Origin of the sequence: Vibrio sp. Makdt (assembly GCF_027587015.1) — a bacterium.
In the GTDB taxonomy this organism is placed as follows: domain Bacteria; phylum Pseudomonadota; class Gammaproteobacteria; order Enterobacterales; family Vibrionaceae; genus Vibrio; species Vibrio chagasii_B.
Map to the genome: position 1 here is coordinate 170,689 of NZ_JAPPTH010000005.1, position 26,231 is coordinate 196,919.

At 40.4% G+C, this 26,231-nt stretch carries 31 protein-coding genes; 2 read left to right on the forward strand and 29 right to left on the reverse strand.

The genetic code is table 11. The features are described 5' to 3' along the window. Nucleotides 1-73: 73 nt before the first annotated feature. The 13 genes from OH460_RS08450 to OH460_RS08510 all read right to left on the reverse strand — a co-directional run bounded on the left by OH460_RS08450 (nt 74) and on the right by OH460_RS08510 (nt 12,705). Complete coding sequence (locus OH460_RS08450; RefSeq protein WP_269996581.1) at nt 74-514, reverse strand: hypothetical protein; 441 nt, start codon at nt 512-514, stop codon at nt 74-76. 130 nt (nt 515-644) lie between these two features. After that, nucleotides 645-863, reverse strand: a complete 219-nt coding sequence (locus OH460_RS08455; protein WP_269996583.1) for a hypothetical protein — start codon at nt 861-863, stop codon at nt 645-647. Nucleotides 864-905: 42 nt separating this feature from the next. After that, nucleotides 906-1,133 (reverse strand): hypothetical protein, encoded by a 228-nt coding sequence (locus tag OH460_RS08460; RefSeq protein ID WP_269996585.1) that lies wholly within the window; start codon nt 1,131-1,133, stop codon nt 906-908. A 443-nt stretch (nt 1,134-1,576) separates the two neighbouring features. Continuing rightward, a complete protein-coding gene (locus tag OH460_RS08465; protein WP_269996587.1) occupies nt 1,577-1,903 on the reverse strand; it encodes a hypothetical protein in 327 nt (108 codons plus the stop codon). Nucleotides 1,904-2,145: 242 nt separating this feature from the next. Continuing rightward, nucleotides 2,146-3,420, reverse strand: a complete 1,275-nt coding sequence (locus tag OH460_RS08470) for a hypothetical protein (RefSeq protein WP_269996589.1) — start codon at nt 3,418-3,420, stop codon at nt 2,146-2,148. Nucleotides 3,421-3,625: 205 nt separating this feature from the next. Continuing rightward, nucleotides 3,626-6,061: an Ig-like domain-containing protein gene (locus OH460_RS08475; protein ID WP_269996590.1), complete on the reverse strand. Its 2,436-nt coding sequence runs from the start codon at nt 6,059-6,061 to the stop codon at nt 3,626-3,628. Between the two features lie 129 nt (nt 6,062-6,190). Beyond that, the gene (locus OH460_RS08480; RefSeq protein ID WP_269996593.1) at nt 6,191-7,969 is read right to left on the reverse strand and encodes a hypothetical protein; all 1,779 of its coding nucleotides are present in this window, start codon (nt 7,967-7,969) and stop codon (nt 6,191-6,193) included. 405 nt (nt 7,970-8,374) lie between these two features. Next, nucleotides 8,375-9,655: a hypothetical protein gene (locus OH460_RS08485; RefSeq protein ID WP_269996595.1), complete on the reverse strand. Its 1,281-nt coding sequence runs from the start codon at nt 9,653-9,655 to the stop codon at nt 8,375-8,377. Between the two features lie 126 nt (nt 9,656-9,781). Further along, on the reverse strand, nt 9,782-10,312 hold the full coding sequence (locus OH460_RS08490) for a hypothetical protein (protein WP_269996597.1): 531 nt from the start codon (nt 10,310-10,312) through the stop codon (nt 9,782-9,784). A 46-nt stretch (nt 10,313-10,358) separates the two neighbouring features. After that, nucleotides 10,359-10,700, reverse strand: a complete 342-nt coding sequence (locus OH460_RS08495; RefSeq protein WP_269996599.1) for a hypothetical protein — start codon at nt 10,698-10,700, stop codon at nt 10,359-10,361. Between the two features lie 342 nt (nt 10,701-11,042). Next, nucleotides 11,043-11,243: a hypothetical protein gene (locus OH460_RS08500; protein ID WP_269996600.1), complete on the reverse strand. Its 201-nt coding sequence runs from the start codon at nt 11,241-11,243 to the stop codon at nt 11,043-11,045. Between the two features lie 46 nt (nt 11,244-11,289). Next, nucleotides 11,290-12,033, reverse strand: coding sequence for a hypothetical protein (locus OH460_RS08505; protein WP_269996601.1), 744 nt, complete (start codon nt 12,031-12,033; stop codon nt 11,290-11,292). Nucleotides 12,034-12,090: 57 nt separating this feature from the next. Then, nucleotides 12,091-12,705 carry a hypothetical protein gene (locus OH460_RS08510; RefSeq protein WP_269996603.1) on the reverse strand — a complete coding sequence of 205 codons (615 nt, stop codon included), beginning with the start codon at nt 12,703-12,705 and terminating at the stop codon, nt 12,091-12,093. A 541-nt stretch (nt 12,706-13,246) separates the two neighbouring features. Here OH460_RS08510 and OH460_RS08515 point away from each other — a divergent pair. Continuing rightward, entirely contained in the window at nt 13,247-13,693 is a 447-nt protein-coding gene (locus tag OH460_RS08515; protein WP_269996606.1) for a hypothetical protein, read from the forward strand. Between the two features lie 145 nt (nt 13,694-13,838). Here the strand turns inward: OH460_RS08515 and OH460_RS08520 are convergent, their stop codons facing one another. From OH460_RS08520 to OH460_RS08535, 4 genes are all read right to left on the reverse strand, one after another. After that, nucleotides 13,839-14,174: a hypothetical protein gene (locus OH460_RS08520; RefSeq protein ID WP_269996608.1), complete on the reverse strand. Its 336-nt coding sequence runs from the start codon at nt 14,172-14,174 to the stop codon at nt 13,839-13,841. Beyond that, nucleotides 14,175-14,600, reverse strand: coding sequence for a hypothetical protein (locus OH460_RS08525; protein ID WP_269996610.1), 426 nt, complete (start codon nt 14,598-14,600; stop codon nt 14,175-14,177). Between the two features lie 691 nt (nt 14,601-15,291). After that, complete coding sequence (locus tag OH460_RS08530) at nt 15,292-16,011, reverse strand: hypothetical protein (protein ID WP_269996612.1); 720 nt, start codon at nt 16,009-16,011, stop codon at nt 15,292-15,294. 381 nt (nt 16,012-16,392) lie between these two features. Beyond that, nucleotides 16,393-17,202: a hypothetical protein gene (locus OH460_RS08535; RefSeq protein ID WP_269996614.1), complete on the reverse strand. Its 810-nt coding sequence runs from the start codon at nt 17,200-17,202 to the stop codon at nt 16,393-16,395. A 197-nt stretch (nt 17,203-17,399) separates the two neighbouring features. Here OH460_RS08535 and OH460_RS08540 point away from each other — a divergent pair, with 197 nt between their 5' ends. Beyond that, on the forward strand, nt 17,400-17,999 hold the full coding sequence (locus OH460_RS08540) for a thiol:disulfide interchange protein DsbA/DsbL (RefSeq protein WP_269996616.1): 600 nt from the start codon (nt 17,400-17,402) through the stop codon (nt 17,997-17,999). A gap of 15 nt (nt 18,000-18,014) precedes the next feature. On the opposite strand, the gene OH460_RS08545 is transcribed toward OH460_RS08540, so the two are convergent. The 12 genes from OH460_RS08545 to OH460_RS08595 form a co-directional block, all read right to left on the reverse strand. Further along, nucleotides 18,015-19,970, reverse strand: a complete 1,956-nt coding sequence (locus OH460_RS08545; protein WP_269996618.1) for a hypothetical protein — start codon at nt 19,968-19,970, stop codon at nt 18,015-18,017. A gap of 96 nt (nt 19,971-20,066) precedes the next feature. Next, a complete protein-coding gene (locus OH460_RS08550) occupies nt 20,067-20,513 on the reverse strand; it encodes a hypothetical protein (RefSeq protein WP_269996620.1) in 447 nt (148 codons plus the stop codon). Between the two features lie 205 nt (nt 20,514-20,718). Then, entirely contained in the window at nt 20,719-22,149 is a 1,431-nt protein-coding gene (locus OH460_RS08555) for an Eco57I restriction-modification methylase domain-containing protein (protein WP_269996622.1), read from the reverse strand. Nucleotides 22,150-22,675: 526 nt separating this feature from the next. Beyond that, a complete protein-coding gene (locus tag OH460_RS08560; RefSeq protein WP_269996624.1) occupies nt 22,676-23,131 on the reverse strand; it encodes a hypothetical protein in 456 nt (151 codons plus the stop codon). 158 nt (nt 23,132-23,289) lie between these two features. Beyond that, complete coding sequence (locus tag OH460_RS08565; protein WP_269996626.1) at nt 23,290-23,514, reverse strand: hypothetical protein; 225 nt, start codon at nt 23,512-23,514, stop codon at nt 23,290-23,292. A gap of 64 nt (nt 23,515-23,578) precedes the next feature. Continuing rightward, nucleotides 23,579-23,884, reverse strand: a complete 306-nt coding sequence (locus OH460_RS08570) for a hypothetical protein (protein WP_269996628.1) — start codon at nt 23,882-23,884, stop codon at nt 23,579-23,581. Between the two features lie 25 nt (nt 23,885-23,909). Next, nucleotides 23,910-24,134 carry a hypothetical protein gene (locus OH460_RS08575; RefSeq protein WP_269996630.1) on the reverse strand — a complete coding sequence of 75 codons (225 nt, stop codon included), beginning with the start codon at nt 24,132-24,134 and terminating at the stop codon, nt 23,910-23,912. A gap of 15 nt (nt 24,135-24,149) precedes the next feature. Then, the gene (locus tag OH460_RS08580) at nt 24,150-24,542 is read right to left on the reverse strand and encodes a hypothetical protein (RefSeq protein WP_269996632.1); all 393 of its coding nucleotides are present in this window, start codon (nt 24,540-24,542) and stop codon (nt 24,150-24,152) included. Between the two features lie 430 nt (nt 24,543-24,972). Next, nucleotides 24,973-25,176, reverse strand: coding sequence for a hypothetical protein (locus OH460_RS08585; RefSeq protein ID WP_269996634.1), 204 nt, complete (start codon nt 25,174-25,176; stop codon nt 24,973-24,975). Nucleotides 25,177-25,240: 64 nt separating this feature from the next. Further along, on the reverse strand, nt 25,241-25,423 hold the full coding sequence (locus OH460_RS08590; RefSeq protein WP_269996636.1) for a hypothetical protein: 183 nt from the start codon (nt 25,421-25,423) through the stop codon (nt 25,241-25,243). A 39-nt stretch (nt 25,424-25,462) separates the two neighbouring features. Beyond that, on the reverse strand, nt 25,463-25,669 hold the full coding sequence (locus OH460_RS27430; protein ID WP_443088680.1) for a tyrosine-type recombinase/integrase: 207 nt from the start codon (nt 25,667-25,669) through the stop codon (nt 25,463-25,465). Beyond that, nucleotides 25,600-26,058, reverse strand: coding sequence for a site-specific integrase (locus OH460_RS08595; protein WP_269996638.1), 459 nt, complete (start codon nt 26,056-26,058; stop codon nt 25,600-25,602). The genes OH460_RS27430 and OH460_RS08595 overlap by 70 nt, the downstream gene beginning before the upstream one ends. Nucleotides 26,059-26,231: the final 173 nt, after the last annotated feature.

The following is a 26,231-nucleotide window of genomic DNA, read 5'->3' on the forward strand; positions in this document are numbered from 1 at the left end:
AGCACCCTTACTCTGACCTTGTTAAAGTGTAAGAAAGCCCGGCCATTGTGTCGGGCTATTGCATTAGAGGAACTTAATTTTTCAATTGGCCATCTTTTGGCTTCGATTTCTCCATAAAAAACTTAAAGTCAGGATCGTGTATTCTGGCGGCTTCATAACCTACAGCTGCAGAAATGACATGGATTAGAATCGATAAGCCGTGCTCTATCCATACTTTGGTTCCCTCATTGTCGACGATATCAATTTCTGGACCATAGATAGCTAATGCAAAAGTGAGTTTTAGACCCACGAGGACCATAATGATAGGGACAGACCAAAGGAGAACTTTCAGCATTTTCATTCCGCTGCTAGCCAATGGTAAATATATGATGATCATATATAAAAGCCCATCATTCATCGTCACTCTAGCCACATCCAAGGCTTCAACATTAAAATGGGCGGTTGCAGTCAGGCTAATAAACACTACGTTCATAACAAGCAAGTACAGGATATAAGTGGGCAATAACTTCTTCATGTTTTTCCTAAATCTGTCTTTTAAAGCTTCATTTCCAATTAGGCAGAGTGGCTCTGATTTCGTCATAGTTTTGAAGAGCAACTTGTGTTCCTAAACCAGCTTGCTCTTGTGTGACTATTTAGTTTTCGTACTAATCTAAGTCGAGCAATTTCTTACCAAATGAAGTATTTCTTACTAACTTAAACACCCAAAATGTTAAAACAGCTACAGCTGGAACAGTCAGCCCCTTTATTGTATCAATAATGGTATCGGCGACTTGAGATTGCTGATCTATCGATGCCATAAAATAAGCATCAGCCAACAAGTAAATGAACACACAGCATATCGAACCAAATAGTACTTCTTTCATGACTTGGGTTACCTTTTCATCTAGTGTTAGCGGCGTTAAGTTTTAGTCTTTGTGGTCATAAGTATAGGATTCATCTACACCAACGAGTGGGCCTGAAGCGGTAAGCCAGATAAAGGGAACTTGAATGAGTGGAATAACGAGTAGCCAGGTGTTCTCTGGTGCAAAAAAGGTTGGGTAATTCATCAGTATCAACAAGCAAGCTGCTAAAATACCTAATGAAAAGATCTTCAACCAATTGAAGTAGTATTGTTTGTTTACTGTTCGTTTCATAATTTAATTTTCCTTGTGCCCAATCCGATCAGGTTCGTTCCTTTCGTGTCTCGATTATGCAGTCTAAGTTGAAAGCTTTCCTAATCGCCATATCCGTGTCTACATCATTTTGAGTTGGTTCTCTGGGCATACTTCTTTTCAATGGTGGAATTGCGGTTAATATACCAAGGAGCGGGCCCAATATGAACCAAGTTGTGTTCAAATACTCTACGAAATATGAGAGGACATAAAACATGCCAGTATATACAGAGTTAGTAATGAGTATAATCGAAGGTATTTCCCGATTTAGCCAGTTTTTGTCTATCTTTCTGCCAACCATCATGACGCTGCTCTAGATTAGCTATGATATGTGGTTTCATCCTGAATTCTTCATCCTTTCATGATTTCTTGTCTCCAGCCGATTTTAGTAACTTCTACTCGGACTTAAGCAACCATGGATCTTTCTACAGTTGGTCTTTTTCCACCAGCCCTGTTTTCCAATCTGTCGCCACAACTTCTTGGCCATTAAGTTGATAATAGTCGGCCTGTACTATACAGCCAAAACCCAAGATAGGCACTAAACCCGCCTCTAAAGATGCGGTCTTACGAGCCTTTTCCACCTCGCTTATCGGCGATGACCACCAGATTAATTCACCGTCACTCTCTTGAGTAATACAAGTGGCTTCGCTTGGCCAAACTCGACCTATTCTTGTTACCATTTCAAGTAAAGTCATTTTAACCGATGGGGCGAAAAATGGAGTTGCAAGGTTGATTTCAATATGTTCAGCCATACATGATCCTTGTTAACGTGATAGATCAACTTTCCCAGTTGCAAAAAGAAGGATTGATAGCAACAGATACGTGCCTATGATGCCTTCGGCAAATCCTATACCTTCTAGCTCAGCCAATATTCCACCTATAGTGCTCAATGTGATGAGCACTAGGAGTGCTAGATAGTTAATTTTATTGTGCATATACCCCTCGTTCTAACTAAAGCCTGATGCTTCGATAGTTGCCGATACTTTGCGGCAATTTATCGTTTACTCCCACTTAAAATATAAGTTCTAGCTTTATCACCGTAGCTCTCGATTCTGCCCGGTATATAGGCTTTCACTTCTACTAGCCTCCTGCTGTAGAATTTGTCTTTCATTTCTGGAATGAGACGCTGTTTTCGTTCGGCATACTCTGGGTCATCAGTACCCATGACTTCCACTATTTCTCTGAACTCCACCTTTCCATTTAGTTTGTGGCTAAGTATGAAGTCAGGAAGAATTTGCTCGCCGGAAACGCCTGGCTTTGGGATAAGTGGCTTATGCAAACTCCAGTAGTTTTTCTTCGACCTTTCAGCTTGTAAGTTTATACACTCAATCAATAGTAATCCCATTTTACGTTCGTAGTTGGAATCTACAAGCATTGGTACTTCTCGAGACAGTATCGGCTTTACGCAAGCTGTATGGCGGAATAGTTCCCCTTCATCTTCTACTGCTGAAGATATTACCAGAAATGGGCCCTTAGTTCCTTGCTGGCCGGGTCTTATTACCCTTTCATAAAAGGTTGGTTCACCATCAAACAGCAACTCACTGTAGTTTTGTGTAATGGTATCGACAATATCTAGTAGAAAAACATGTCTCCGACCGGCACCTTTCCATATTTTTGACTGCAACGATGTCTGGGCATACTGTTCGCCGCTCTCACCATAAAAAATATAATGGTCAAGTGTCGACTGACCAAACCTAATGGTAGAGGCTGCATGACGGAGCTTTGCTAAGGTGCGCAACTCCATTTTTTTTGTGTCTGTGTGTGCCGGGTACAGGGGTTTTAGATATGTGTTCAAATATGCTTCAGAACAAATTTGGTTCATTAACCTCAAGAGCTTAGGTTGGCTGCGCTGAGATGTGTCTGTCAATGCAGGTTCATCGTGTAATTCTGGCTCTGTAGAGTCAGTACTATTTATGTCCGCATGGTAATTGAACGTCAGGATTTCCCTGTATTCGGCTTCTCCACCATACTCCCGATCAGAGATCTGCCCACTTATCTCCGTGTAGTACTTACATTGCTTAGAATGTCTTCCTTCGATGGGGTGATTGACCACTGTATAGCGCCCTGAACTCAAGTATCGTACGAACATCCTTGCACCATTGCATTGGCAACAGATATGCTGGTTCGACTCATAGATTGATTGGAGTTTCTTTTGCGAGGCTTCATGTGTCCGATTATTGTTTCCTGCCCACCAAACGTTGTTCAATACCTTTATGGGTTTGGTTGCAAGATCAGCACCTTTTGCATGAAGCGTCCAGTCAGGCGTCATCAGCTAGTCCTTGTGATTTGCATGAGAATGGGTAATTTGTATAACTTTACATCAATTTTACTCGTTTGACATACTACTGGTTAGATTTCATATCGTGATACGTAATCGAGTTCAAATTTGCATAGGTGTTTTACTCTATTGACCCTCTATATGGATTAAAAAAGCCCAACTCGTATGAAGCTGGGCTTAAAGACCTATAAGGGGCCTAATTATTAAATTTTGATGTTAGTTGTGGAATATCAAACATCAAACTGGCTTTACCTGCTGCTTTAGTTGAAGGGTATACCTCAACATTCAAGTTCCCTCCAGTATCACCTAGGTCTACTTGAATGGGTTTTGTTTCCCCTGGTGAAACCTCAACTATTTGCTGCCCTAAATGCAGCTTAACCGCAATATCGGAGTCGAGCCTATTGGTGATAGTGGCTTGTTGAATACCTGTAGCCATCATGCCTTCATCGAGCTGCAAAGGTGCTTCAGAATAAATACGAGCCAGAGGTATATCTTCCTCATCATACAGTCGCACTGAAACTCCTAGGTAGGGCTGTGTGTCCATCTCTATCAGGTTTTCAGGTATATATTTAAAATTGAACACCTCTACCGCTTGGTTCTTAAACTCATCCTCTGCTGTAACCTCAAGTGAGTAAGATTCTCCGTCCATTAAGGTAGGAAAGATCTTTGGTTGTTCAAATGAGTAGACATCGTTGTCCTTGCTAATGATTCCCAGATACACATTTTCATTACTACTTGACCCAAACAGCCTACCTGAAGTTAATACTGAATTACTAAAGTCTGTCAGAACGAAATTGAGCTTTCTTAAATCTGCTATAGTTTCCGGTAACTCTGCGCCCTCGTAATTGACAGCGATCGAAGGAGCCGCGTTATCTACCTTAAACTCAACAGGCTGATTCGAGGTGCCTACATTGCCATAAGTGTCGGTCGCCTTTATGGTAACCTCATAATTACCGTCAGCTAAATTGGAAACATCGAAAGTGTCTTCACGATTTTGTATATCCAATTGAGTAGTCGCACTAGGGCTCAGCGTTAAAGTTCCAAACCCATCCTTCGACTGAACATCAGCTTCTAACTTGCTAATTTTCCACATATTTTGACGCCAATCAGAGACTGTATCCGGGTCATATGTCTTAGATACTATACTTTTTGACTCGGGATATGCCTGAACGTCTAGTACGTGGGGTTCCGAAAAATCCCAATATGTATAGACATAACCCGTGTGTATTTGTAACCCGCCAGTAGCTCTATCGAGGTAAACAGCTTTCGGTGAATAACCTCGACCACTGCTATAGGATATATTAGTCGCAGAGTCACAATAGGTTTGCCCCGGCTCGATATAACAAGCTGGAATCGATGAACCCCAGGCCTTTTGTCTGTATGAGCGAGCTTCTGCATGATGGCGTACTGATGTAATCGTATATGGCTTATTGTATCTAGGTGATGCACTCTGTATCCAAGCGCCATTCTCTTCAGGTAAATTTGTTTTGTACCATGCGGCTCCACCAACTGGAGCTTCATCTACACCGTTCGCAAAAGTGAACTTAAAGCTACTTAATGTTTGACGGTGACAAATTTCTCCTGCCCTCGTGTAGAAATAGAAATAACTATAATCTTGAGGGATTGGCATTGTTCTCTCATAGTATGCTGTTTGGCCAATTGTGTAGGAAATGGCATTACCATCCACCCAACCATATGGTGCGTTCGCTTTACTCTCAAAGGTTGAAACATCCCTCCCCCAGCGCATTTTGATTGGGTTTTGGTGTAACAACATGTTTTTCGTGTAAGGTTCCCACAGTGACGTTGAAGCGTTCAATACTTCAATGCTAGGTGCTGGTGGACAGACATTATCAATGTGACTATTTCGTTGAATTGATGTCTTATTGCCTGCTTGGTCATAGACATCAAAACCAATGGTGTAGAGGTCCTGATTAGGCGCGACATTTGGGTGTGCAGCAGTTGCTATGGAGATCGTAGCATTTCCCTGGAAATTACTATCCTTGTTTAAACTTGCACCCAGCACGGTTCGGTCACCCTCGTCTATAGCAAGGCGTTCCGGGGTAGATATAAAGTAGTCTACATGCGATAAACCAGATCGCTCCTCCGTTAGTGAGTTTAACCGTAGTTCTAAACTCGAATCAGTGTACGAGAAGTGGTCAATGCTTCCATACGAATATGCTCTGCGGACCCATGTAATGCCCGCATCGTTAATTAGCGGTGGAACAGTATCTCGCTGCAATTCGTAAGAGTCAGAGGTAACAATCGACCCATTTAATGAGAGCGTATCAATTTCAATTGTGTAATCACCATCAGAGCTTAAACCACTTAGGTTCACTACCTTTCCATAAAAGTCTTTACCACTATGTGAGATTCTATCGCTTGTATTGATTACCGATGTCGTTACATCCTCAAGGTTTACCCCACCTTTTATTACTTTAACCCGTAGTTTCCGGTCAAGCCCAGATGCGATGAGTAGGTCGAGGTCAGCGTGGTTGTTTAGATATGCATTTGTAAAATTTGAAATGACCCTACTTGTGTTATCTGTGGTAGTGAATTCAATAAACTCCAAACCTGCAAATACAGGCGAAGCTACCACGGTAACTAAAAGGCCAAGTGCGGATTTTTTTAACAAACCCACCCCTCCATAGTTGAGAAAGAAAGCCAGCTAAGAACTGGATACGGTTTTATAGGTGAAACAAGTTACTTAATCATGAATAATTCAGTCAAAATAGTTATGGATATTGTTTGCTATCCGAGAGAGTTACTCAGTCATTAATGGCGGAAGAGCATCATTTTGATATCTATTCTTCCATTCAGATTCTAAATGCAAGTTCTCTTGATCTTCTCTTAATATGCATTGTGTTTGATCCATAATTTCACGGCTATGGAGTGCTTGCCCGCAATCTGCATAGTTAGGCTGAACAAATATAGTGGCTATCGCAAATTTTCGATTCATTCTCAACAAAGAAGCAAATTCTTCAGCTGGTCTAAAACTAAATGTAGTTTCTATTAGGTGAAGAGTTGGCTTAGGTTTCTCTAGACTCTGGGATAATTGTAAATGGGTAAGCATGCTTATTCCCAAAACCTGTTGCAAGCAAGATCCTTGAAGTTGCAGTGAGTCAATCACTAGGTCAACGTTACTATCAAAAAGGTTGGGATTAGTCGCACTATAGAGATCATGAATTTCTGGAATTGAGTCGAATACCGTCCACGCGAGGCGCGAGAAACGTTGATCTTCAGAGCTCTTCATAGCATCTAAAACGCCTAGAGTTGTATAGTAGCCATTGTCAATTAGTTGGAAGATAAAGTTCATCCAACTTATATTCTTTAAGTGGTTGCTGATTAACTCTTTAGTTACCTTATCTTGAATTGAATCGACACTAACATTAAACAAAGTATGAAAAAAATGTAAGATACATGTGTCATAATTGTACCTATCCCCTTTCCACTCAACCATCTTCGGAAGAGGGTCAATGTTAAAAACCCATCGATTGTTAACTTCCAACTTAGTCTCAATCTTCGATAAATGTTTGTATCTTTCTATTGGGACGTAGGCTTGCAATCTCGCGGACAAAGATGACCTATTAGTCATTAAAAGCTGCTCAAGTGACAACCTTAACTTACTAATTCTATGCCCTAGGGGGCATTGAGAAGGAATAGCAACCACGTTGTAATTGGCATGTGAATGGAATGGTGACCAGGCAACCTCTTCATCGAACCTAGCTCTAAAGTATAGTGGCGTTATCGAGTCAAAGTAATGATGTTTGTCCGAATTCAAATATTCATACGAGCGAATAAACCAGTTAAGTGCAACGTCTTCTTTTGTTGATGATCCATTTTCAGTAACACGAAGCGGATCTCTAATCAAAGATATATAATTTCTCACTTTTTCGCGGTAGAGTTTAATGAATCTTTGCTTGCCGGTGTTCGTGCTTTCGACATTCAGCCCGTTGCAAGCTGAATTCTTGGTCAATGCTGCGATTCCTTGGTCTACTTTATCTTCGGTCATGTCATAAATTGAAACCAATACAGTAATCTCATAGAGATCGTCAAGTGAGATGTTCTCAAAACCTGGTAGCGTTTTTAGTTGATACTTCGCTACCATTCCCTGGTTTTTGGCTGTCAGGCGAATTGTATAATCAATTATGCTTGCATTAATACTCTCAAAGAGCAGTGTGTTAAGAGGTTTATTTGCTTGTGAGAAAGTTAAGCCTCTAAGTGAAATGGTTCTAGAGGTCAAATCAGGATAATCAAGCTCAGTCACCACTTCTGACTTTGATTTTACCTTTACATACTCAAAATTTAAATAATCATACCCGGTAGTGATTAGTTTTGGTTGTTCTGCTCTGTTGTGAGTTGGTTCTTCAACTCTTAGGAAGCTAGACGTTTCGTAATTACCATTGTCAGTTCGAATTCTTACTTGCGAAAAATCAATTACTGTGCCCGGACTTTGCTTCCTAGCAGTTAAAGTAAGTGATGCGCTATGAAGCACTTTCGTTACCACATCGTGATATTGAGACGTAATCAATTGAAGAAGCATTGAAGCCTGTTCCTTTAATGGTTTGAATTATGCTTTGGGCAGCCCTGAGAAGTTGCAACAATTGAGTCAACAAAAAAAGGGGGCTTGGAGTTGCTTGATTATAGAGCAAGCATTGCTCAATTAGTATTGATCAAGAATGATTTTTCAAGGAAAAGCGAAGTGATCTTGTTGAATTAACCATTTACTCATTATCGCTCGATGAACCAAACATTCAGTGATGAACACTTAATGTAAGGTAAAATAGCAAGATCAATCGTCCCGTGACCGATGGATGTATATAGAATCGATTGATAGCTCATGTACAAAAACGTGAACGTTTCCAATAAGTTTAGGTACTGTTTCGCTTTAGGCCACAAAATAAAGGCCGCGCAGTGCGACCTCATTCTTATTAACCGTCAGGAGGGTTTAGTTTGAAAAGCGCTCGAACACTTGCTTTTGAAGATCTGACTTGGTAATTCGTCCAAAGGAGTTACCGTCTACATCCAATTTCATCCACGCCATTAGAATGTACGATGCAAGCGGGGTCGTCTCGTTCGTAAACTTATAACCTTTGTTTAAATAGCTGACCTCTCCCATTGCAAGTTGGCTCAATGAAAAGACGTATGGGCCATACTTGAAACCGTCAATGTTGTCGCCAAGGTAAGGGCCGTAACCATCATCAGCAATTGAATTAACCAACTTCACAACTTTCTCAACGGTCTTCGGTGGCAAGTTATTAAAATCTACATATCGACTCCAGTCGCGCTCGCTCTGTATCTTAGCCGCTTCCAATGCTAAATACGCATTCAGTTCGTCCTCATAAGGTTTGGTGTCGAATTGAGTTGCCATCATTCCGCCTTCCAATGCTGATTGCTCGAATGTTATCGAGGCAACCCCATTTAAATTCGGGAAGCGAAGAACAAACAGTTGGTCGTTTTTAGGATCAACAGTAACTATTGCCAACCCGTCGACGCCAACACTCAAACTATGGCGATTGGCTGACTCTGTTTCACCAAAAACATCAAACTCAGTGATGTCGCCACTTGTCTTAGTAAACGTTTTGTTTTCAAAATCTATGCTTGCTACATCATCAATATACGTATAGTCATAGTCGTTGATTCTCGTACCTTGTTTCACACCTAAATGCATCAAGTCACGCTGGATAACAGTACCCATTCGAATAAATTCAACAGAGTGACCGGTTTCTAGAACAAGTGTTCCACCCGGGCCATTAAGAAGCTTCAGTTCTTTTATTTTGTTGTCAATTAACTGCTGGTTTTTTCTAGACTCTTCCGCCTTAAGTCTTGCACTTGTTGTGGAAGGGTAAATAGACATTAGGTTGTCGTTGTAACGCTTGTACGAAACGGCAATGTATGGATGATCCTCTCTGTCGCACTTATAGCTTTCACCATACTGAATTTTTTCTGTAGATAAAGAACCACCGACATAATCGCAATAACGTTCAACCCCATCTTTTAATGAATTAATGGCTTCAGTTCGCGCTACTTGTGTTGGGAACTCGTAAACGCCAAGATTATTTTTGGTGAGTTTTGAATCTATCCACTGGTCATACAATTGGTCAAAATCGATGCTGTTAGCAATCACTTGATCTTGAAGGTACAGAAAGTGGGTTTGGTTACTGGTGCTCTGGCATGCCGTTAGACCAAAAGTAGTAACAAGTGCAATTGAAAGTAGTCTAATGTTCATTTCAATCTTCCATAATTAAGGTTTCAGGGGTGTTTCGAGTAAATGGCCTCGCAACTTTAGGTCGACGTTTATTACTTGAACCATTATTACTGCGTCAATGACCGTGATATTTGTATCTGGCTTACATCATAAAGCCAAGCCGGTAATTAATGGGTCTGACTTGATAAGTTGTTTTACGGTTTTTTCGACTTTTCGCTTCTTAGTCGAATTCAGCGAGGTAAACGGGATGATATCGAACAGATCTGAAAACTCGCCACCAGCATTATTGAACTTCATCGGTGCGATAGGTTCTCTAAGCCCAGACTCATTTCGAGTGAGTTGCCACAACGTGTCATCTGAAGACGTTGGTTTCTTTACATTAAACATTACCCCCTCTTCACTGTCAGCCTGTTCTGATGGTGCTATGCCATTCAGGTGACCCATTCGGACTTGAGCAACAAAGGCGTATTCCTTTGCCTTTAGCTTAGCGATCAGTGCGCGAAGTGTTAATACACAGAACGCCTTTTCTTCTGCGTTCGTAAATGGCATCGCGAACGCGCGAACTTGACCTTTGTTGTCTGTAATTAGGCAGGTCGGCATAAGCTCATCACCTTGCTTATATCGCGTTTCTAGAAATTCGCGTTGATTGGCTTCAACTGTAAGATCATTAATTTTCATTTGAGATTGGTTCTCTTTGTTGTAATTACTAGGTTATGGGTGCGATCTATTCGCTGTGCGCTTGAGGCTTAACCTGCCCCTCATAAATATACGGTAAATTTTTTTCGATTTCAGTCCAGTTGACTAGTGACATCCCTTTTGCCGTTACTCTTAACTGCGATACAAACTCAGTCATGAATACGGCACTATCAAAATTCAGGTCATAGAAATCTTTAGGTATCAAACCTTGCTGGATAGCTCCAAATTCTAGTGCCATTAGTATACCGTCACTAGGCTGAATATATCGTTGGTCAAACATAGCGTAGTCCCAAAACTTGTCTAAACTTTCCGCCATATTTTCCAGATGGTTCTTACTTATACTATTTATCATCTCACTTGTACTAGGCATTGGTATGTCCCTTTTAGAATGAACCCTAACACTATCATTCAAGCTCCTTCAATAGCTTGTAACTAGCGGTGATCTGCTATGTTCAATGTTACCAAACCGGACAAAAGAGCATTGAGTTGTTCTATGGTCATTGAAGAAAACCCTATCATTTGGGCCGCCAATGGTCGATCAATATCCGTATTGTTCATCAAGGCCTAAATCTAGTTCTTCTGAGAGTCCACCAGCAGGCTGAAAGGAATTAAATCCTAGTTTAAGTGACAGTGGCAATCAAAGCCCTGGATTACTTTGGCTCTTAGTTCACTTCGAGGTTATAGGTTAGTCGTCTGTCTTAATCGCAAATACCTAAGATAAGTTACCGAGCGCGATCATCACAGCTAACAAAGCGAACATAGTAGCTTTCAAGTTTGAACCACTATTGTACTCAAGTACCATCAAGTAGACTGCAAATGGAGTAGACACAAAGCTCAACAACACTATTGTTTTATCAAATACCTTCAGCTTAGAGAACCGTGTCAAAGCGCCTTTGAATTTATACTTAGTCATATTGGATTGTAACCTCGTAAATCAGTAAACACTCAACCAATTGCTTTTAGAAGTACTTGAAGTAATCCTGTATGTCTTGCTTCAACTCTTCTTCGTCCGTCTCATAACTACGAGTAGTTTTAGCTAAAAGTTGCCAATAGATATCTCCAGACGCCACAACACCAAGGTGAGTAGTGTCTAAAACGGCCTCATTTAAGCACCCAGCATCCGATGCCACTACTGAACCACTATCCTTCCAAATACAGTCCCATTGAGCTGTATTGTCGTTATAGCTGCGTTCTTTGGACATTTGACCGTAGTTCACGGTTACCTTTTGCTCTTCGGATTGGTCGAATTTGTTCTCTGCTCTGATTGTTCCTAATGAACTTGTCCATTGCATAAGCTGGATTGAACCTAGAGGCCCATCCTCTCGAGTTACTGTCTCTCCATTAGAACCAACATAAACGCGCTGCGCTTCGAGCATCTCTTTACCATCAGAAGCGTACCAATACTTAAGAGCGCTTACGCCATTTTTACTATTAACCAGATTGCCATATTGGTAATAGGAATAAGTTGTGGCTGATCCACTCACCGTTATCGAAGCTGGTGTGCAGGTTGAATGCTTTACTAAATTTCCATCGAAGTACCCAATGGACTCTTGTGAAGGATACGCTTTAACATCAAGCGTCTCATCACCTAAATCGACTTGGGTGCACTCTTTAATGTCATCAACGACACGGAACGTTTCATCATCACAGCCCGTCAAAGCGAGAACAGCTGCGAACACTGTAGTTATCGTAAAAGTTTTCATCTCTAAGCCTTATTTAATGTTTGTTGTTATCGCTAACTAAATCACTACCATTCGTTACTAATGGGCGATCCTTGATTCCGTATATCTTGGCTCATACATCATCGTTTGGGTGTAATGCCGGTCAATTAAGTTTGCTTCCACCCCCTGCTCTCCATGCATTTTCCAACCTCGATTTTGCATGGTTGAAATTGCACATTGGAGTTTTTCTTTGGTTCTATATGAAAGGAGTAAAGTGCGATTCCCTAACGGCAACCCTGAAAGAGTTACATCCTCACCGTCGAAAAACTCGCTGAACCCTCCATGGCCATATACATGTTGTCGTAGTCCGATTCGAAGTAATTTATTTTTTGGGCAATGAATGCCCACCAGTTGGTTTGTTTCGATGATGACTTCTATATCTGAAAAAAAATTATCAGGTAAACCCTTTATGTATAGGTAGTGAGGGAAAAACCCTCCGAGATCACAGCTTAGCTTTTCATAGTGGCCATCCAATCGAATGAAAAAGCAATGTCCATAGATTAGAGTCAGTGCAAAAAACACGTATATGAGGGTGTACGGGCCAATCAAAAAATAGGAAGCTATTGCTAAACTGATAGCCAAAAATAGTGTATTTGTAGGAAACCCGCAAAATGCAGGTATTACCTTTAAATTCCCATCAGGTTCTGTTTTCAATTTCTATGTCCTTATACGATGTTTTAGCAATGACTGAGCATGATTGAGTCCGGTACACATTTTTGTCCCCTACCAGCCTATGTTGATTCAACTGTATCAACACTTCAAAAAGAGTAACGATTTTTACGTTGGCGATCTGAGAAATGGCGAAATGGCAAAGCAGAAACCAATTTGCGAAAAAACATGCATGGCCTAGTTATATCGAAACTGTTCAATATCATCTATTGAGTATTGACTTACCAATCCTAGGCTTTGCGGAGCAAATTACTACATCGCTTTGGTATGCTAGAGTATTCTGGAACTCATAATGGAATTTATTGCATTTACCGCAATACTTACTCTTGATATCCATTAGTGAATAGCTGGTTTGAGAGCAGTTTGGGCACGTAATAGATGGTGGCTCACTAGGTGGTATATGTGTATGCATTTTTGTCTCAATTCTCATTCATTGAGGATGTTGTATCAAAATTGACCTGATCATTATATCTTGTAAGATATAACCGATACCACATTAAATCATAGTAAATTTAAAGGATTAGTCATGAGTCAAGCTGAATCAGTTAATGGCCAGAGGATTCTGAATGTAGCCATTTCGCCATTATTTTCACGTATTTACTTAGCTATTGCGTTTTTATTCTTTATATCATGCATTCTGTCAATGGCGGGTATTATTAGTATAAAAATTAACTTGATAGGTTCAATGATCTTTATTAGCCTCAGTTGTTTGTATATCGGCCCTTCACTTCCGATTTGGCGACGTTCTGAGCTAGAGATTGAAGATAGCAGTAAGCTAGCTGAAGTAGCGGCGATGAAAGAAGATATAAAGTTCCTAAAATTGAACAATGAGGATAAACTTGCTGATGAACTATTTATTCTCGAGACTAGGCGCATCCTTGGAAATAATCCTCAACTGCCATGTGATTATTATGTCCGCCAGACTGTGGACGAAATCAGGGCAGAAATGCAGGTAAAACGCGAGAATTATTAGAACGGTATATAGCAAAAAACCTCAACATAGTCGAGGTTTTTACAGATTGAGTTGACCCAATCTTGAACTTGTTAACACACTGCACAAGCAACGAGTTAACTTAAATATACACGGTATAAGACCTATGTAAAGAGTGCTTATCAGGTTATTTTTCACCCTTCATCTCTTTGTGTGAATAATAGCCATAATGTTTAAGTATAAACACTAGAACTGTCGTAACAAACCCCAACCCAATCAGGTAGAAACTAATGACGAAAATGTAGTCATAAACATCCGTTTCAGTTGGATTAAAAAAATCCCATTGAATTTTTATCACCCACAATGGCAACCCCATTTGAATGGCACTTTTAGCTAAGGTAACAAGTGCAAATGGATATTGATCTGAATTGGCATTTTCGTGGTGCCACTTGAAGATCGTTTTATTTAAAACTATTCCGACGATGACCCCGCCTGTTAGCCATAGTAATACATACCAAATCATCTATTCCTCCGAATCGTACTTGTCTTCAATCGCATTAAGATAGCGGTGCAGATATTCTTCACTTTTCTCTGGGTTGTTATCGAACTGGTAGAAAGAAGAAATAATAAGGTAGCTGCGGGGCCTGTGAATCATTAACGCTGGGATAACGCCAAGAAAAATGCCTAATCCAAATCCAGAATACGCGATTCTATTTACTTCAGGAATCACCGTATCGTACGTGACCAAAATTGCCATACCAACAATGACTACTGGGACCAGTGACTTTAGAAACCACCGACCAGACCACCACAGGAACAAAATAGGCAAGCCCAGAGTTAGACCTATAAGAAACAATTCGGCATCCCACATTGGAATATTCAGATAAAATCCAACCATAAATGTCATCCCAAGCACAGAAACCAATAGGGTATTCGGTCTAAACGTCATTAAATTTCTCCATTTAAGTATTTTTTAAAAGTTGTGATTAACCGTTAGTGCGGATTTCGACATATCGGCCACAGTAACAATTCGCGTCAAAGGCCACGTTCCGCACCTTAGTTGGAGTCCACTTTCAGTATCGCGATATTGTACTCCATTTAGTGACGCACTGTTACAGCAAGTAAGTTCGTCAGTGATAGGGTCTATACCCATAACAACCACACTTCTTGATGTCTCATTCAATGACAAAAGGTTACTTTCTAAGTCTGATGTGATTTTGTTGGAGCAAACATAACCCGCATTGTCAGTAAGTTCAGGTAAAAGTTCGACATAACGGCCTGGGGTTAAAGAATCAACTACTTTCGACCCTCTAATGGTGCTATCCAACGACTCCAAAGCCGAAATCGCTCCCTTACTGAAGGAGTACTTGAAGTATGACTCTGCTGAGACATGGACTACTACATTCAATGATATCCAAAATACCGTAAATGCAATGGCTTTAATCAAGGAATTAGAGCACAGCAACCCAACTAAAAATAGAGAAATGATTACGTATATCGGGGGGACAAATTCTGTCATATTGGTCTTCTTACAAATCCATTATCAGTTAACTGACTCTGATTAAACATCGAGTTAATACACTAGCTTAGCCGTTGATTTTACACTATTAGGGTATTTAATTCCCTACATTGCTAACTGCCTAATCACGCTTTGCTTTTTCTTCCCAATCAAAACTATCCCACCGCGCTGACACAATAACCGGTAATGGCTGTTCAGCCATGTAAGCTGTTATGACATCTATCGCTTCACGAGGGCCATAACAAACGACAGCTAAGTAACCTTGTTCGAGTAAGTCAACTCTAACCAAATGCTGGTCTATGTGCACCTCTCGCAGTGCAATTTCAGGGTTCTTCCCATAATCAGTAGGCAGTTTCTTCATTTCTATGAAAAGGCCACAATACCCCATTCTCGGAACCATGAATTGTAAATCGGGATGCCCTTTACAAGCTCCTGCCCTTTTTAGTCTTTTACCCTCTAGGAGTGATCTCTTGCCGCCGTTTGGTGAAGCATGAACTAAGCGTTTTAATTTTGGATAATTTTCAGCAACGTAGAGCATTACGCTTACTTGATAGTAATACTCAAGATCACTCTTCTTCAGTGCATCATTGGTATCTAAACGGCACTTTTCTTTTAGATAGAGGGTAAACCACGGAAGTTCGACCCCTTGATTCGCTTTTCTTTGTTTGTTGGAGCTACGTCGAGGTTTCTGAGCGGACTTGGTACCTTGTTTCACATTCATCTTGTGATTTTGTGCCAAAGGTGCACTCGAATCTAATTTGGCAAGCTGACGAAATTCTGCGGCCGACACCCGCTGACCATGCTCTATTCCTTTTGTGTCGACGTTAGCGAAAGCTTTCAATTTCCCACCTTTGAATGATTAAGGAGAGCTACGAGCAACCTGTCACACCCAACTTTGCTGCTCAGTAGTCCGGCGTAAGCTGTTTTATACTTATAGTTATCAAAAGGTTTCAGGTTTAAAAGTTGTAATTTGAACGTCGATCTCTTGTGATAGTACTGCGCTGTTTTAAGCTGAAAAATAGCGATTGCAGTTAGTTCTTCATTAGTCGTTAGTGTTCTTATCAATTGAGAAGAAGGAATATGTTTCAAGGTAATTAAAGGCAATACGGCCCCCTTTGAACTGTATATTTATACAGCTCATTTTACACGGAATCTATTTATCGTAAAGGTGTGAAATCCTAAATAAAGCAGTTATTTACACTCAGGTTGTTATTGTCTAAAGCTATTTTCGCTCCTCGACCATGGATTGTTGAACAGCTTGAACAACCCATGCAGGTAGGTCTTCATTATTGACCGCACTTCTATATTGTAGGTACTCAACCAGTCCATCTTTGAACTGTACCTTTTGCCTTACGAATCCGTTAGGTGTTTGTTTGATTAAGGTACATACGGCATTTTCCGGTACTCTAAAATCAATATGGGTTATCGTTTCCTTGCCAGTGGCTATCCTTTCCTTTAATAAAGCGGTTCTTCTTACATGTGAAGTATATAGGGATGCGATGACTCCCATTACACAAAAGACACCCTGAATAATGATGTAGTTATAGAAATTACGCTCAGCGAAGACTATATCGATTGTTTCAGTTAATGAGTCACTTTTGATTACTGCTGTACCTACAACAAATGTCGTTAAGGCAAATAGAGAAATGAATGCCGCTAGTTGATGATCAACAGCATAACGGTACTTACTATTCTTGTACCATGAGTATAGTTTTGTACCTTTAACCCGCTTGATTGCAGTACCAATCGATTTAAAGGGTTGAAATGTCTTCACCTGCCACCAGCAATCGTTGAAAAGAATTAAAACATAGATAAAAGGTGATATTTTTAATAAAAACACCATCGGTTTAGCGATGACATCAACCAACTTTCCATTAATTAGGGATGGGGCATTGGCAAATTCTGGGATCAAGAATGGCAACTTCAGAAAAATGATACAGACTGCCGTTGCTAAAAATATGAACCCCAACTTTATATGGGTGACTAAATGGGTTCGCATGGAATTCAATTGTGGATATTTATTTCTTTTCATCTCAACTCCCCAGCTCTATGAATCAACAATTGTTGATTCGGTAGTGTTCAATATAAAAATTTGTCATCTGTAAGATCTTGTTACAGATTGGTGTTGGGTTATAACGTAATATCAACAAGCAAATTCGGGTACAATGAGTTTTACCTATTCTAAGAAGATAATTCTTACTAAATTTATCTAGTTACTGGAAACCAGCTATGAAAAAGTTCATATCTATCTTTACTACTGCCATTCTTTCATTTTCAGCTTCTGCTTCCGAGTTCAAAGAGAACATTCACTACAAGGAATTAACCGGCCAAAAATCTTCGTCGCCAATGGTGACTGAGTATATTTCTGTGTTTTGCGGTCACTGTAATAGCTTTCAACCAATATCTAAGATGCTAAAAGAACAACTCCCTGAAGGTATACCTTTTAATACCAAACATGTTTCTTTTATGGGCCGAGAAATGGGCATAGAAATGAACAAAGCTCACGCGACAATGATAAAGTTGGGCGTTGAACCAAGGGTACTACCTGCTCTTTTTGCAGCAATACATAAGCAAAACAAAGCTCCTCAAAACGTCGATCAAATACGCGAAATATTCATAAACAACGGCGTTTCTGGTTCTGACTTCGACAGTACATTTAACAGCCAAGCCGTTCTTCAAGTTGCAAACAGTTATGATTCAGATTTTTATGCCAATGGACTTACCGGTACACCTTCCGTAGTCATAAACAACAAATACCTCGCAAATGCTGGTGGCGTAACCTCATTTGAAGAGTACCTTGAGCTCGTTAACTATTTAATAGAGAAGTAACTCAAGGTTCAATTCTTATTGATTCCACTTTTTCCCAACTAGGGCGTATCGGTTCAAAACTTCCATGGTTATCCAATACCATTCGCCATATGCCTCAAGCCTCTCGATGAATAGTTTTCCTGGCTTAGAATAGCGCTCACTTAGCTCTAAACTGTACTTGCGTTGCAATAGGGCTAAGTCGCGCTTCGAATGCACTTTATCGAGTTCAGTGAAAAGTAATTTCTCAACCGATGTCATAAACGTCAAGGAGGTATGTATTGCCCTATTCTTTAGGTGGAAGTGCGGTATATCCAAAAGGCTTATCGTATGAGTGTTCTTTCGGTTCCAATCTAATTTGGCTCGCCACTCTGAATGAAGTTTTGCACCTTTATGGCTACAATTGCTACATTTGACCACAAACTCACCACCCAGATCATGGTACTCACTTTTTGCCCCACAACGTTCACAATCGGCTGTAAAGATACCGAAAATTGGGGAGTCACCACCAAAATTACCGTACCTATACCCTGAATCCATGAATTCAGCTAATGCAGCAGTATGTTGAACTGTCAGATTTTTTATCTCCAATTCTAAGTAAGCTGCCTCTTTCTTGGCTTGTTTATTTTCTTCCGCTGGGTAGGAAGATTGAGTATTTTCATAAGGTTCAACCGAATTATAATCTTGCGGTATTGAAGATGAACGTTCTAGTAGGTCTTCAGCAAGATCTAATGACTCAACATCTTCAACCGTGACACGATTCTTATTGCGACGATTAGGATGGTGCAACCCTTTGAACCTTCCGCCATTTCTTATTTTATTTCGCAACCACATAGCTTCTATAGGTGAGAAATCGATTAATTTAGGTCGCTTATCATACTTACCAATTGAGATGCTTATCCCTTCTAGGCCATCGGCGACTTGATATAGTAGGGGTTGAGGGACAACCAAAAGCAACCGCCCTTTAAATTCGTTGAATTCGTTTAAATATTGGCTTTTGGAGAGTGGAGTAAGACCATACGCTTCATGAAATGCGGCCTTCGCCATTTTAAAAGCATCTTCAAGTTTATGCTCTGAAAGATAGAATTTCTTGTCAGTATGAAATCCACCAGCTTTTTCGCCGGTGATCCCTGCAACGTAAAGGCCTAAAGTTCTACGGTCGAGTTTAAATTTAACACCTGGTACACCGGTGGTTCTTTGTGGCCTTTTGACTATATCAGTGCTTTCAATAGGTTTTGGCTTATCAATACAAGCTTTAGCTTCCCACAGCGCATTTTGAAGTTGATCTATGTATTCATTAAAATTAGCAGCTGAGCTCACCCCTCCCTCAACGTTAGGGATCTCAAGACTTCTCTTCAAGAAATAGCGGTCAAATGCTTTTGTTATTTTGCCAGATAACTGTTGAACATCGATGTCAATGAATTGAACGGGCTTGGCATTTTCATCAAACTCAAAGTGCTTTCCTCCATACTTTTTGAAAGCCATAACTTGTTCATTGAATTGAGCAATGAATACCATCAGGTTTTCATACTTTGTTAACTTGTCTAATCCTATTACCTTTGCAACGTTTTGCCCGTGCTCTGAAGAGAACTGAACACGAAGAGTAGGCCATAGAGCCAAGTTTTTCTTTGCCATTAGTGAAATTGATATGTTCGTGTTCTTGTCTTTAGTTGTGTCTAGTTTTTTCGTTGCTTCGAGATATGTACGAGTTAAGGAAATAATAATTTCTGCGATTTTTTGTTTTGGCGTGTTAGCGTTCGCAGCTTTTGTTGAGTAGAGGACAACTTCTCCTTTCACCATTTTTCTCGCCATAAAGGCTCCAAGGGCCGGAGAATAAGTTAGGCCTTGTATAAGGTAAATGGGGGTTCCGTAGAAATCGACTCGGCGTACAGGATGATTCAATCTTGTCTCATTTCTATACTTACTCTTAGGGTTTCTATCTTCTAGAGTTGTTGAAAATTGAGGAACGAACGGATCGTAAATTACTTTTGTCATTGCATTGAACCTGCCAAGCGTCGATATCTTATTGTTTATTTGTTATGGAGTATAAGTTAGTCGGAAGTGCCGAGCAACTGACCGTACGGAAAACCCCTAAATAGCAAACGCTTTACCTGATGTCAGTACAATTTTGCATCCGGTGTGCAGGCTTTCCCAAGCTTCTCCTGTATTCACCTTTACCAATGTCTCATGTACAAAAGGGTTATAAGTCAACTGCTCACCCTGATATGGCAAATCACTGTTGGTTGCTAATTCTAGTTCCCCGTACAAATAAAGGTGTACATTCCTAACACCTTCTAATTTCGCTCGTTTCTGGCCGCCTTTCATAACGTGGACTTTTTTATCATATGCCCGGCAATTGAGCACAACTGAATTAAAATGCCCTACCACTTTCCCGTGCTGACTTGGATCAAACTCTTCACTGCGATCCCACTGCAAAACACTAAATTTGCCATTATTGAGATTTCGGTAAACACGAACTCTCACACCTTTCTTTGCTCGCCGCGACTTAAAGCCACTATCGAATATCAATTCACTCATTTGGAGCACCTATTTATTTCATCTTCAAAAAATTGTACACCCTATGTTTAATTATTAGCCTTCTTACTATTGTGATCAGGTTATACATGAGTTTTTCTAAATCGTTGTATAAATATCAATCGATGTAGTAATCTAAATTGCTGTACAAAGATGTCTAGGCAACCTTGTGGAGCTTCATATAAGCCACTTATATGGACATTTATCGCTAGAACCTTAGTTGAGCCAAATCACTCTTATTGACCTGTGTCGTACCACCGATGCTTCGTATGACAGCGTTCATTTCTTGACTTTGCAGGGAAGTGATTAGCATTTCACCTTGCTCCATCGTTAGTGGCTTACCATTGTTATGCAGATACTGGACATGGTTTTCTAGCGCTAATGACTTCAGACCTGTCGATTCGCGCGAGATCAAGCAAGGAAATAATCTTTGTGGCTTTAGACCATCATTGGAACTGATACGCTTTAAAACTACGTAGCAACCTACCTTTGGTAGTTCCAATACTTGTTTAGGCTCAACATTTACCTTCCTTGGTTTTTTCAATTCCGCCCAACTTAAATTCCCATCATTGTCGAAGTCCTTGGAGTACAATACCGTGCTCTCTATGGTTCCCTTTAAGCGGTGCATTTCGACTTTTCCCGTACTGACGGTCAAACCTAGAGATTCTAGGGTGTGCTTTCGATTTCTATTAATGTTGACCAGTCGTATATCTGACTTGCTTCTAGGCATCCACCAACCACTGTCCATAATGATCTCGCGAGCAGGCATAAGTAAGTCGTATTCTGGCGTTGAAGTTGGCGTATCCATAACAGTGATACGAACGTCACTAGTCTGAGTTGATTTTTTAACTAGTCGTATGAGAATTGTCTCTTGCAGTACATTTTGGAAATTGGTTCTGTCGCGGTAGAGAACTATGTGTTCAACACTCATTCGCTGACTTAACCAAGCGCGAAAACCTTTAAAATAGTCCCCAGATGCGAAGCTTCTTGGAACAATAGCCAGGAGCTCACCCCCACCTTCTAACCAACATACAGACAAGGCAAGGAATGCAGCATAAAGATTGGTAACAGGCACGCCGTTGGCCGTAAGCACTTTACTTAATGATGTCGATTTACCTAACTTTTGATATGGAGGGTTCGAGTGAATTATCTTTGGCTTCGTCATTCCATGAATTTCACCTGTTTTTAGCAGGTTTTCAGCGTCTTCCGTAAAATCTGTGTGGAGTTCGGTGTTAACGCTCAATAGGCCTCGTTTCTCAAATAGCTCCCATGCCAAGTCCCATGAGTCCTTAAGTCGAGTATCTGTTTCGAACCCTTTAATCATCAATTGTGGAGAACGACCGCTATTAGCAATTTTACTTGCCATAGCAACTGATAGAATACCGGTACCCGCGCCGGGGTCAGCTATAGAGCAAGCATCCATAGGAATGCATGAATCCGGTAACATTGAAGAAAGTTGAACCGACATGGCCAAAGGTGTGAACACTTGTCCTTTAGACAAACTTTCCTTCTTCGAAGTTCTGGATGCCCAATAATCACTCTGACCTTGAACTTGCTCAAGTACGTATTTGTAATGTGATTCAGGTAAAAATGTTGGAGTTTCTGAGTATGCGAGCTGGGGTGGTACATTGTTAGTCATGGCTAATACCGTTGATGCCTGTTAGTAGGTTAATTCTACTAATCAGACATCACCAATAGCTTACCGAGCATTGAGATCTACCAACGTGTTTCAGTCTGCTGTTTGCTTTCATCCTACATTGCTTGTTCATATTCGGTCACGTACTTTCTCTTTATTCGTTATCTTGAGGTAACTGCCATCCGTCTTCTATAAGTTTTCTAACAAGCGTATCGAAATACTCTTGCTTATTAAAGACGCCAAGTTCAGTGAAGTCATCTACGCGATAAGTGCAAACTATATCAGACGATAATTTAGTTAATGAGTAATTGATCACTTTTATTTCGACGTGAAACTCAAGGTCAGGCATTTGAAATGAGAGAATCATCCCTTTCTGAATTAAACAGGCTGGAATTTCAACCTCTCGCAATAGAGAAGATTTAATGTACTTTGGAATTGCTGGACCACGGTGAATAGTGTTCCCTTGTGGTATTAAATGTACAGAAGGGCATTAAGTGGTTCAAATACTTATTTCATGGCTCATTTCCCCTTAATTTGAACTATTTGCTCTTATCTCGCTTTGTAGCTGTTCTATCTGCTTGTTTATCTCGGTTGTATCAAGGAAAAAGCCTTTTCTTTGCGCCCACTCAGCGGCTAAAGCGCCAAGCCTTTTGGCTTGCTCAGCAGTTGGCTGAAAGTTTTCGTCATTGAATTGTACCGAATCCCTGATTATGTCGCTCTCCGATACCTCAACCCTCTTAACTCCAATGCATTCATCCCCCCATTGTTTTTCAGCGACAGAGATAATTTGAGAAATATCTGTTTTAGTATGGTTGTAACCAGAAAGGTGTTTATCTAGCTCTACCATTTCAGCAGCTTCCATCAAACCATTGGAGGCTAACAATGATTCATACATGGAACAAAACGTATCCCTGTCAACTTGTATCGTGTCTGCTACAGTATTTGCACTGAAAAACACAGCTGTTATAAGCAACGCTTTTTTCATGGTTTTCTTTTCCCCTACGTTATCCTAACTTTTGTTTTTGAAGTTAAAAATGTAAGCTGCTATTAGTAGGCCGCAGATACACAGCCAAATGAATGTTGGTAAATCAACGATATTTGCCATTTCATTCATGCGCTCTTTTGCGTCCATATTTTCCCTCGTTAGTCTCTCAGTTTGATTTTGAGTGCTGTGTTGCTAACAACGGATTCACTTAAATCAGCATTTTTAAGTTGTGTAATATCAGACTTAACGAAAACCTGTTCACCACTTTTTGCTGCGTTCAATGACGCAACATTTAATTTTTCCAAAAGTGAACGCTCGGCATCAAGAGCAAAGTCAGTTGGCTTCTCTGTAACAGACCATTTAATAAGTCCGTCTTCAATCAACCACTCTACTTTTACCCCCCTCTGGGATACTTGAAAAAACTTGTTTTAGTTCCATATTTACCCTCTATTGCTTAATAATCACTTTGTACACCCCGACACAAAGCGCACCAAAGCCGAAAACTGGAAAGAACAATGGTAGCTTGATAACTGCCGAAGCTAACAAATCGGCTATACCTAACGCTTGTAACGTGAATCCTACCTTTGATCTCACGGCCATTTTTCCCCCGTTAATCGCTTTGTTTGGCACTTGTACCGTGAGTATCTTCATAACCTTCATCGGTACATTCATAATGAAAGCTTCCTTCTTCGGAGCGAACCACTTCATCGCTAGAGTAGATTGATTCACCACACTTACTGCAATAATCAACAAGCATCAATTTTCCCTATTAGTTTGATTATCTCGGTATTACGTCACAAGAGTAGGAACCGGTAACAAGCTTTGAGCGACCTTCGCCACTTCTACTGACTGACATACCATCTGTCATATCAATGTATTGTTCGACCAATAATTTTGCCGCTTCTTCGCAAGCGGTATTATCTGAGAACTCTTTTACTGGTATTACTTGAACATCACTACCTGACATGGCAATGAAGATAGTTAGTAGTACTGCTGTAGTCATGAAGTTTCCCCTTAGTTAGAAAAACAATAAAGTAATGATTAACGCAGGTGTCACAGCATGAGCAAAAACCAATAAAGAAAGATAAAAATCAGCTCCAACATAAGCAGCGATATCTTTACTTCGATCATCGTTTTGAGCATCTTTTGATGTTGCTAGAATCTGCTTATCAACAAATGACCCAAAATATTTTGCACCGAACATATTTCTAGTGCTGTCATTAAGGATAGTCACAAGCTTTTCGAAACCTTTTTGGTTCTGAATGTGCTGAATTATGAATGGTCGTACTTTTAAATAAAGTAGATACACAGCAATGAAATTTATCAATGAAATCAGTGGGCTGCCTATAGGGTTGGCAAGTAAGATTGCAATACCTAGTTGAAGCGTAATGTATGTCGTAATAATCATCATTTCTAGTTTCCCCTCGTTAGTGCTTACACTTTGATTTCATGCCTAGTCGGTTCGTGATTAGATCTGCTGTAAGATATGAAAAACAGCATAATGAGGCTATTGAACCTACAGCAAGAAACCCGCTGACATTTTCTACCGCACTCACAAGAGCTAGCAGAGGGTTTAGCAGCAAGTAAAAGCCACCAGTACAAATCATCCGAGACCATTCTTTCGAATTTTTTGCAACAGCGCCCCCTAGAGTAAGGATGACACAGCCTGAAAATACATATAAGGGGATCTTAATTCCCATCTGCGACCAGTCACTAACTGTCTTAGATAAGTCGAGATTTAGTGGTTGAGAAGTTAGAAATCCTACTATGATAAAACCTATAGCTAATGCTAATAATTCAAGTTTAATCTTATGATTTGGCATACATATTTTCCCTGAATATTAATTTTTCTTTCCAAGTTTTCCTTTATTACCGAAATGCCTATCAACCAAATAAAACACTGCCAATCCAGTAATGAAACTTACAGGGCCGAACTTTTTAATGTTGAAACTATCACCCCAAATTGAAACTCCTACCCCAACGAGAATGGACATGATTATCATAAGGGCAATAATCGTAACGATTAACTGCTTTACTGTTGGCAAAATATTTTCCCTTTCTTTATGCTTAACATATATACAATATAGTACGCATTGCGTACCAATATGACTACTTCAATAGCCTTTCTATTGCTGATTTTGCGAGGTCGGGCATAGTTCTGTAATCCTTTGAATCTTCAGGCATTCGATAGGTTTTAAATGCCCTTGGTTTAATGCCTGATTGCTTGGCTAGTTCGTCCCACGTAACGCCTAGTTTAGCTTTGGCATTGTTGAGGAATTCCTTTTGAGTCATTTATCTCTCACTAACTTAATAGGTACTCAATGCGTACTACTATAACGCTAATATTGCCGCTTCTTCAAGTTGCGATGGTGTTATTTCGATATAAACAAGAGTCGTTTGAATCTCACTATGTCCGAGTGTACGAGCTATTGTTTTCAGTGGGACATTAGAGGCATTTAACTTGGACGCTAGCGATCTTCTTCCGCTGTGAGAGCTTGCACCTTTGAGGCCGCATTTTTGTATATCTCGCGTACCAATAGTTCGACGCTATCTGCTGCATAGTAGGTCTTAACAGTGCCGTCATGCGCCACTCTATGTTTTGCTTTGAGTGAGTATGGAAACCCTTTAGCACTGAGGATAAAAGAGCTTGAAGCGTTTAATCCTTGATACTCTTCTCTAATCGATACGCCCTGTTTTCGCTCTAATCTGTGGTCTATATAAGCTTGTAGTATCTTTCTAGTGCGTTCCGACAACCAAATAGGTCTTGGCTTGCATCCTTTCGTTATCGCAGCTCTCAAAGCAATCTCGCTTCGAATATCGCCACGCTTAGTTACAAGATCAGAAACTGCGACCTTTGACAGCTCAGTAACTCGTAGGCCGCTGAGAGATAGAGCTATGATCGCGGCTTTCTGGTGAGGGTTAGACATTAGCCTGATTCGGCTAAATACCTTGGTTACTTGGTGAGAGGTAAGAGTATTTGCTTGCGCCTAGGCCTTGTTCATGTGTGCCGTTCCTATTGAGAATGGGAAAATACACACATTCAGCGCTTGGCTGTGTTGAAGTACGTTAACACCTTTTGGGGACTGTGTTTAGGGGAAAA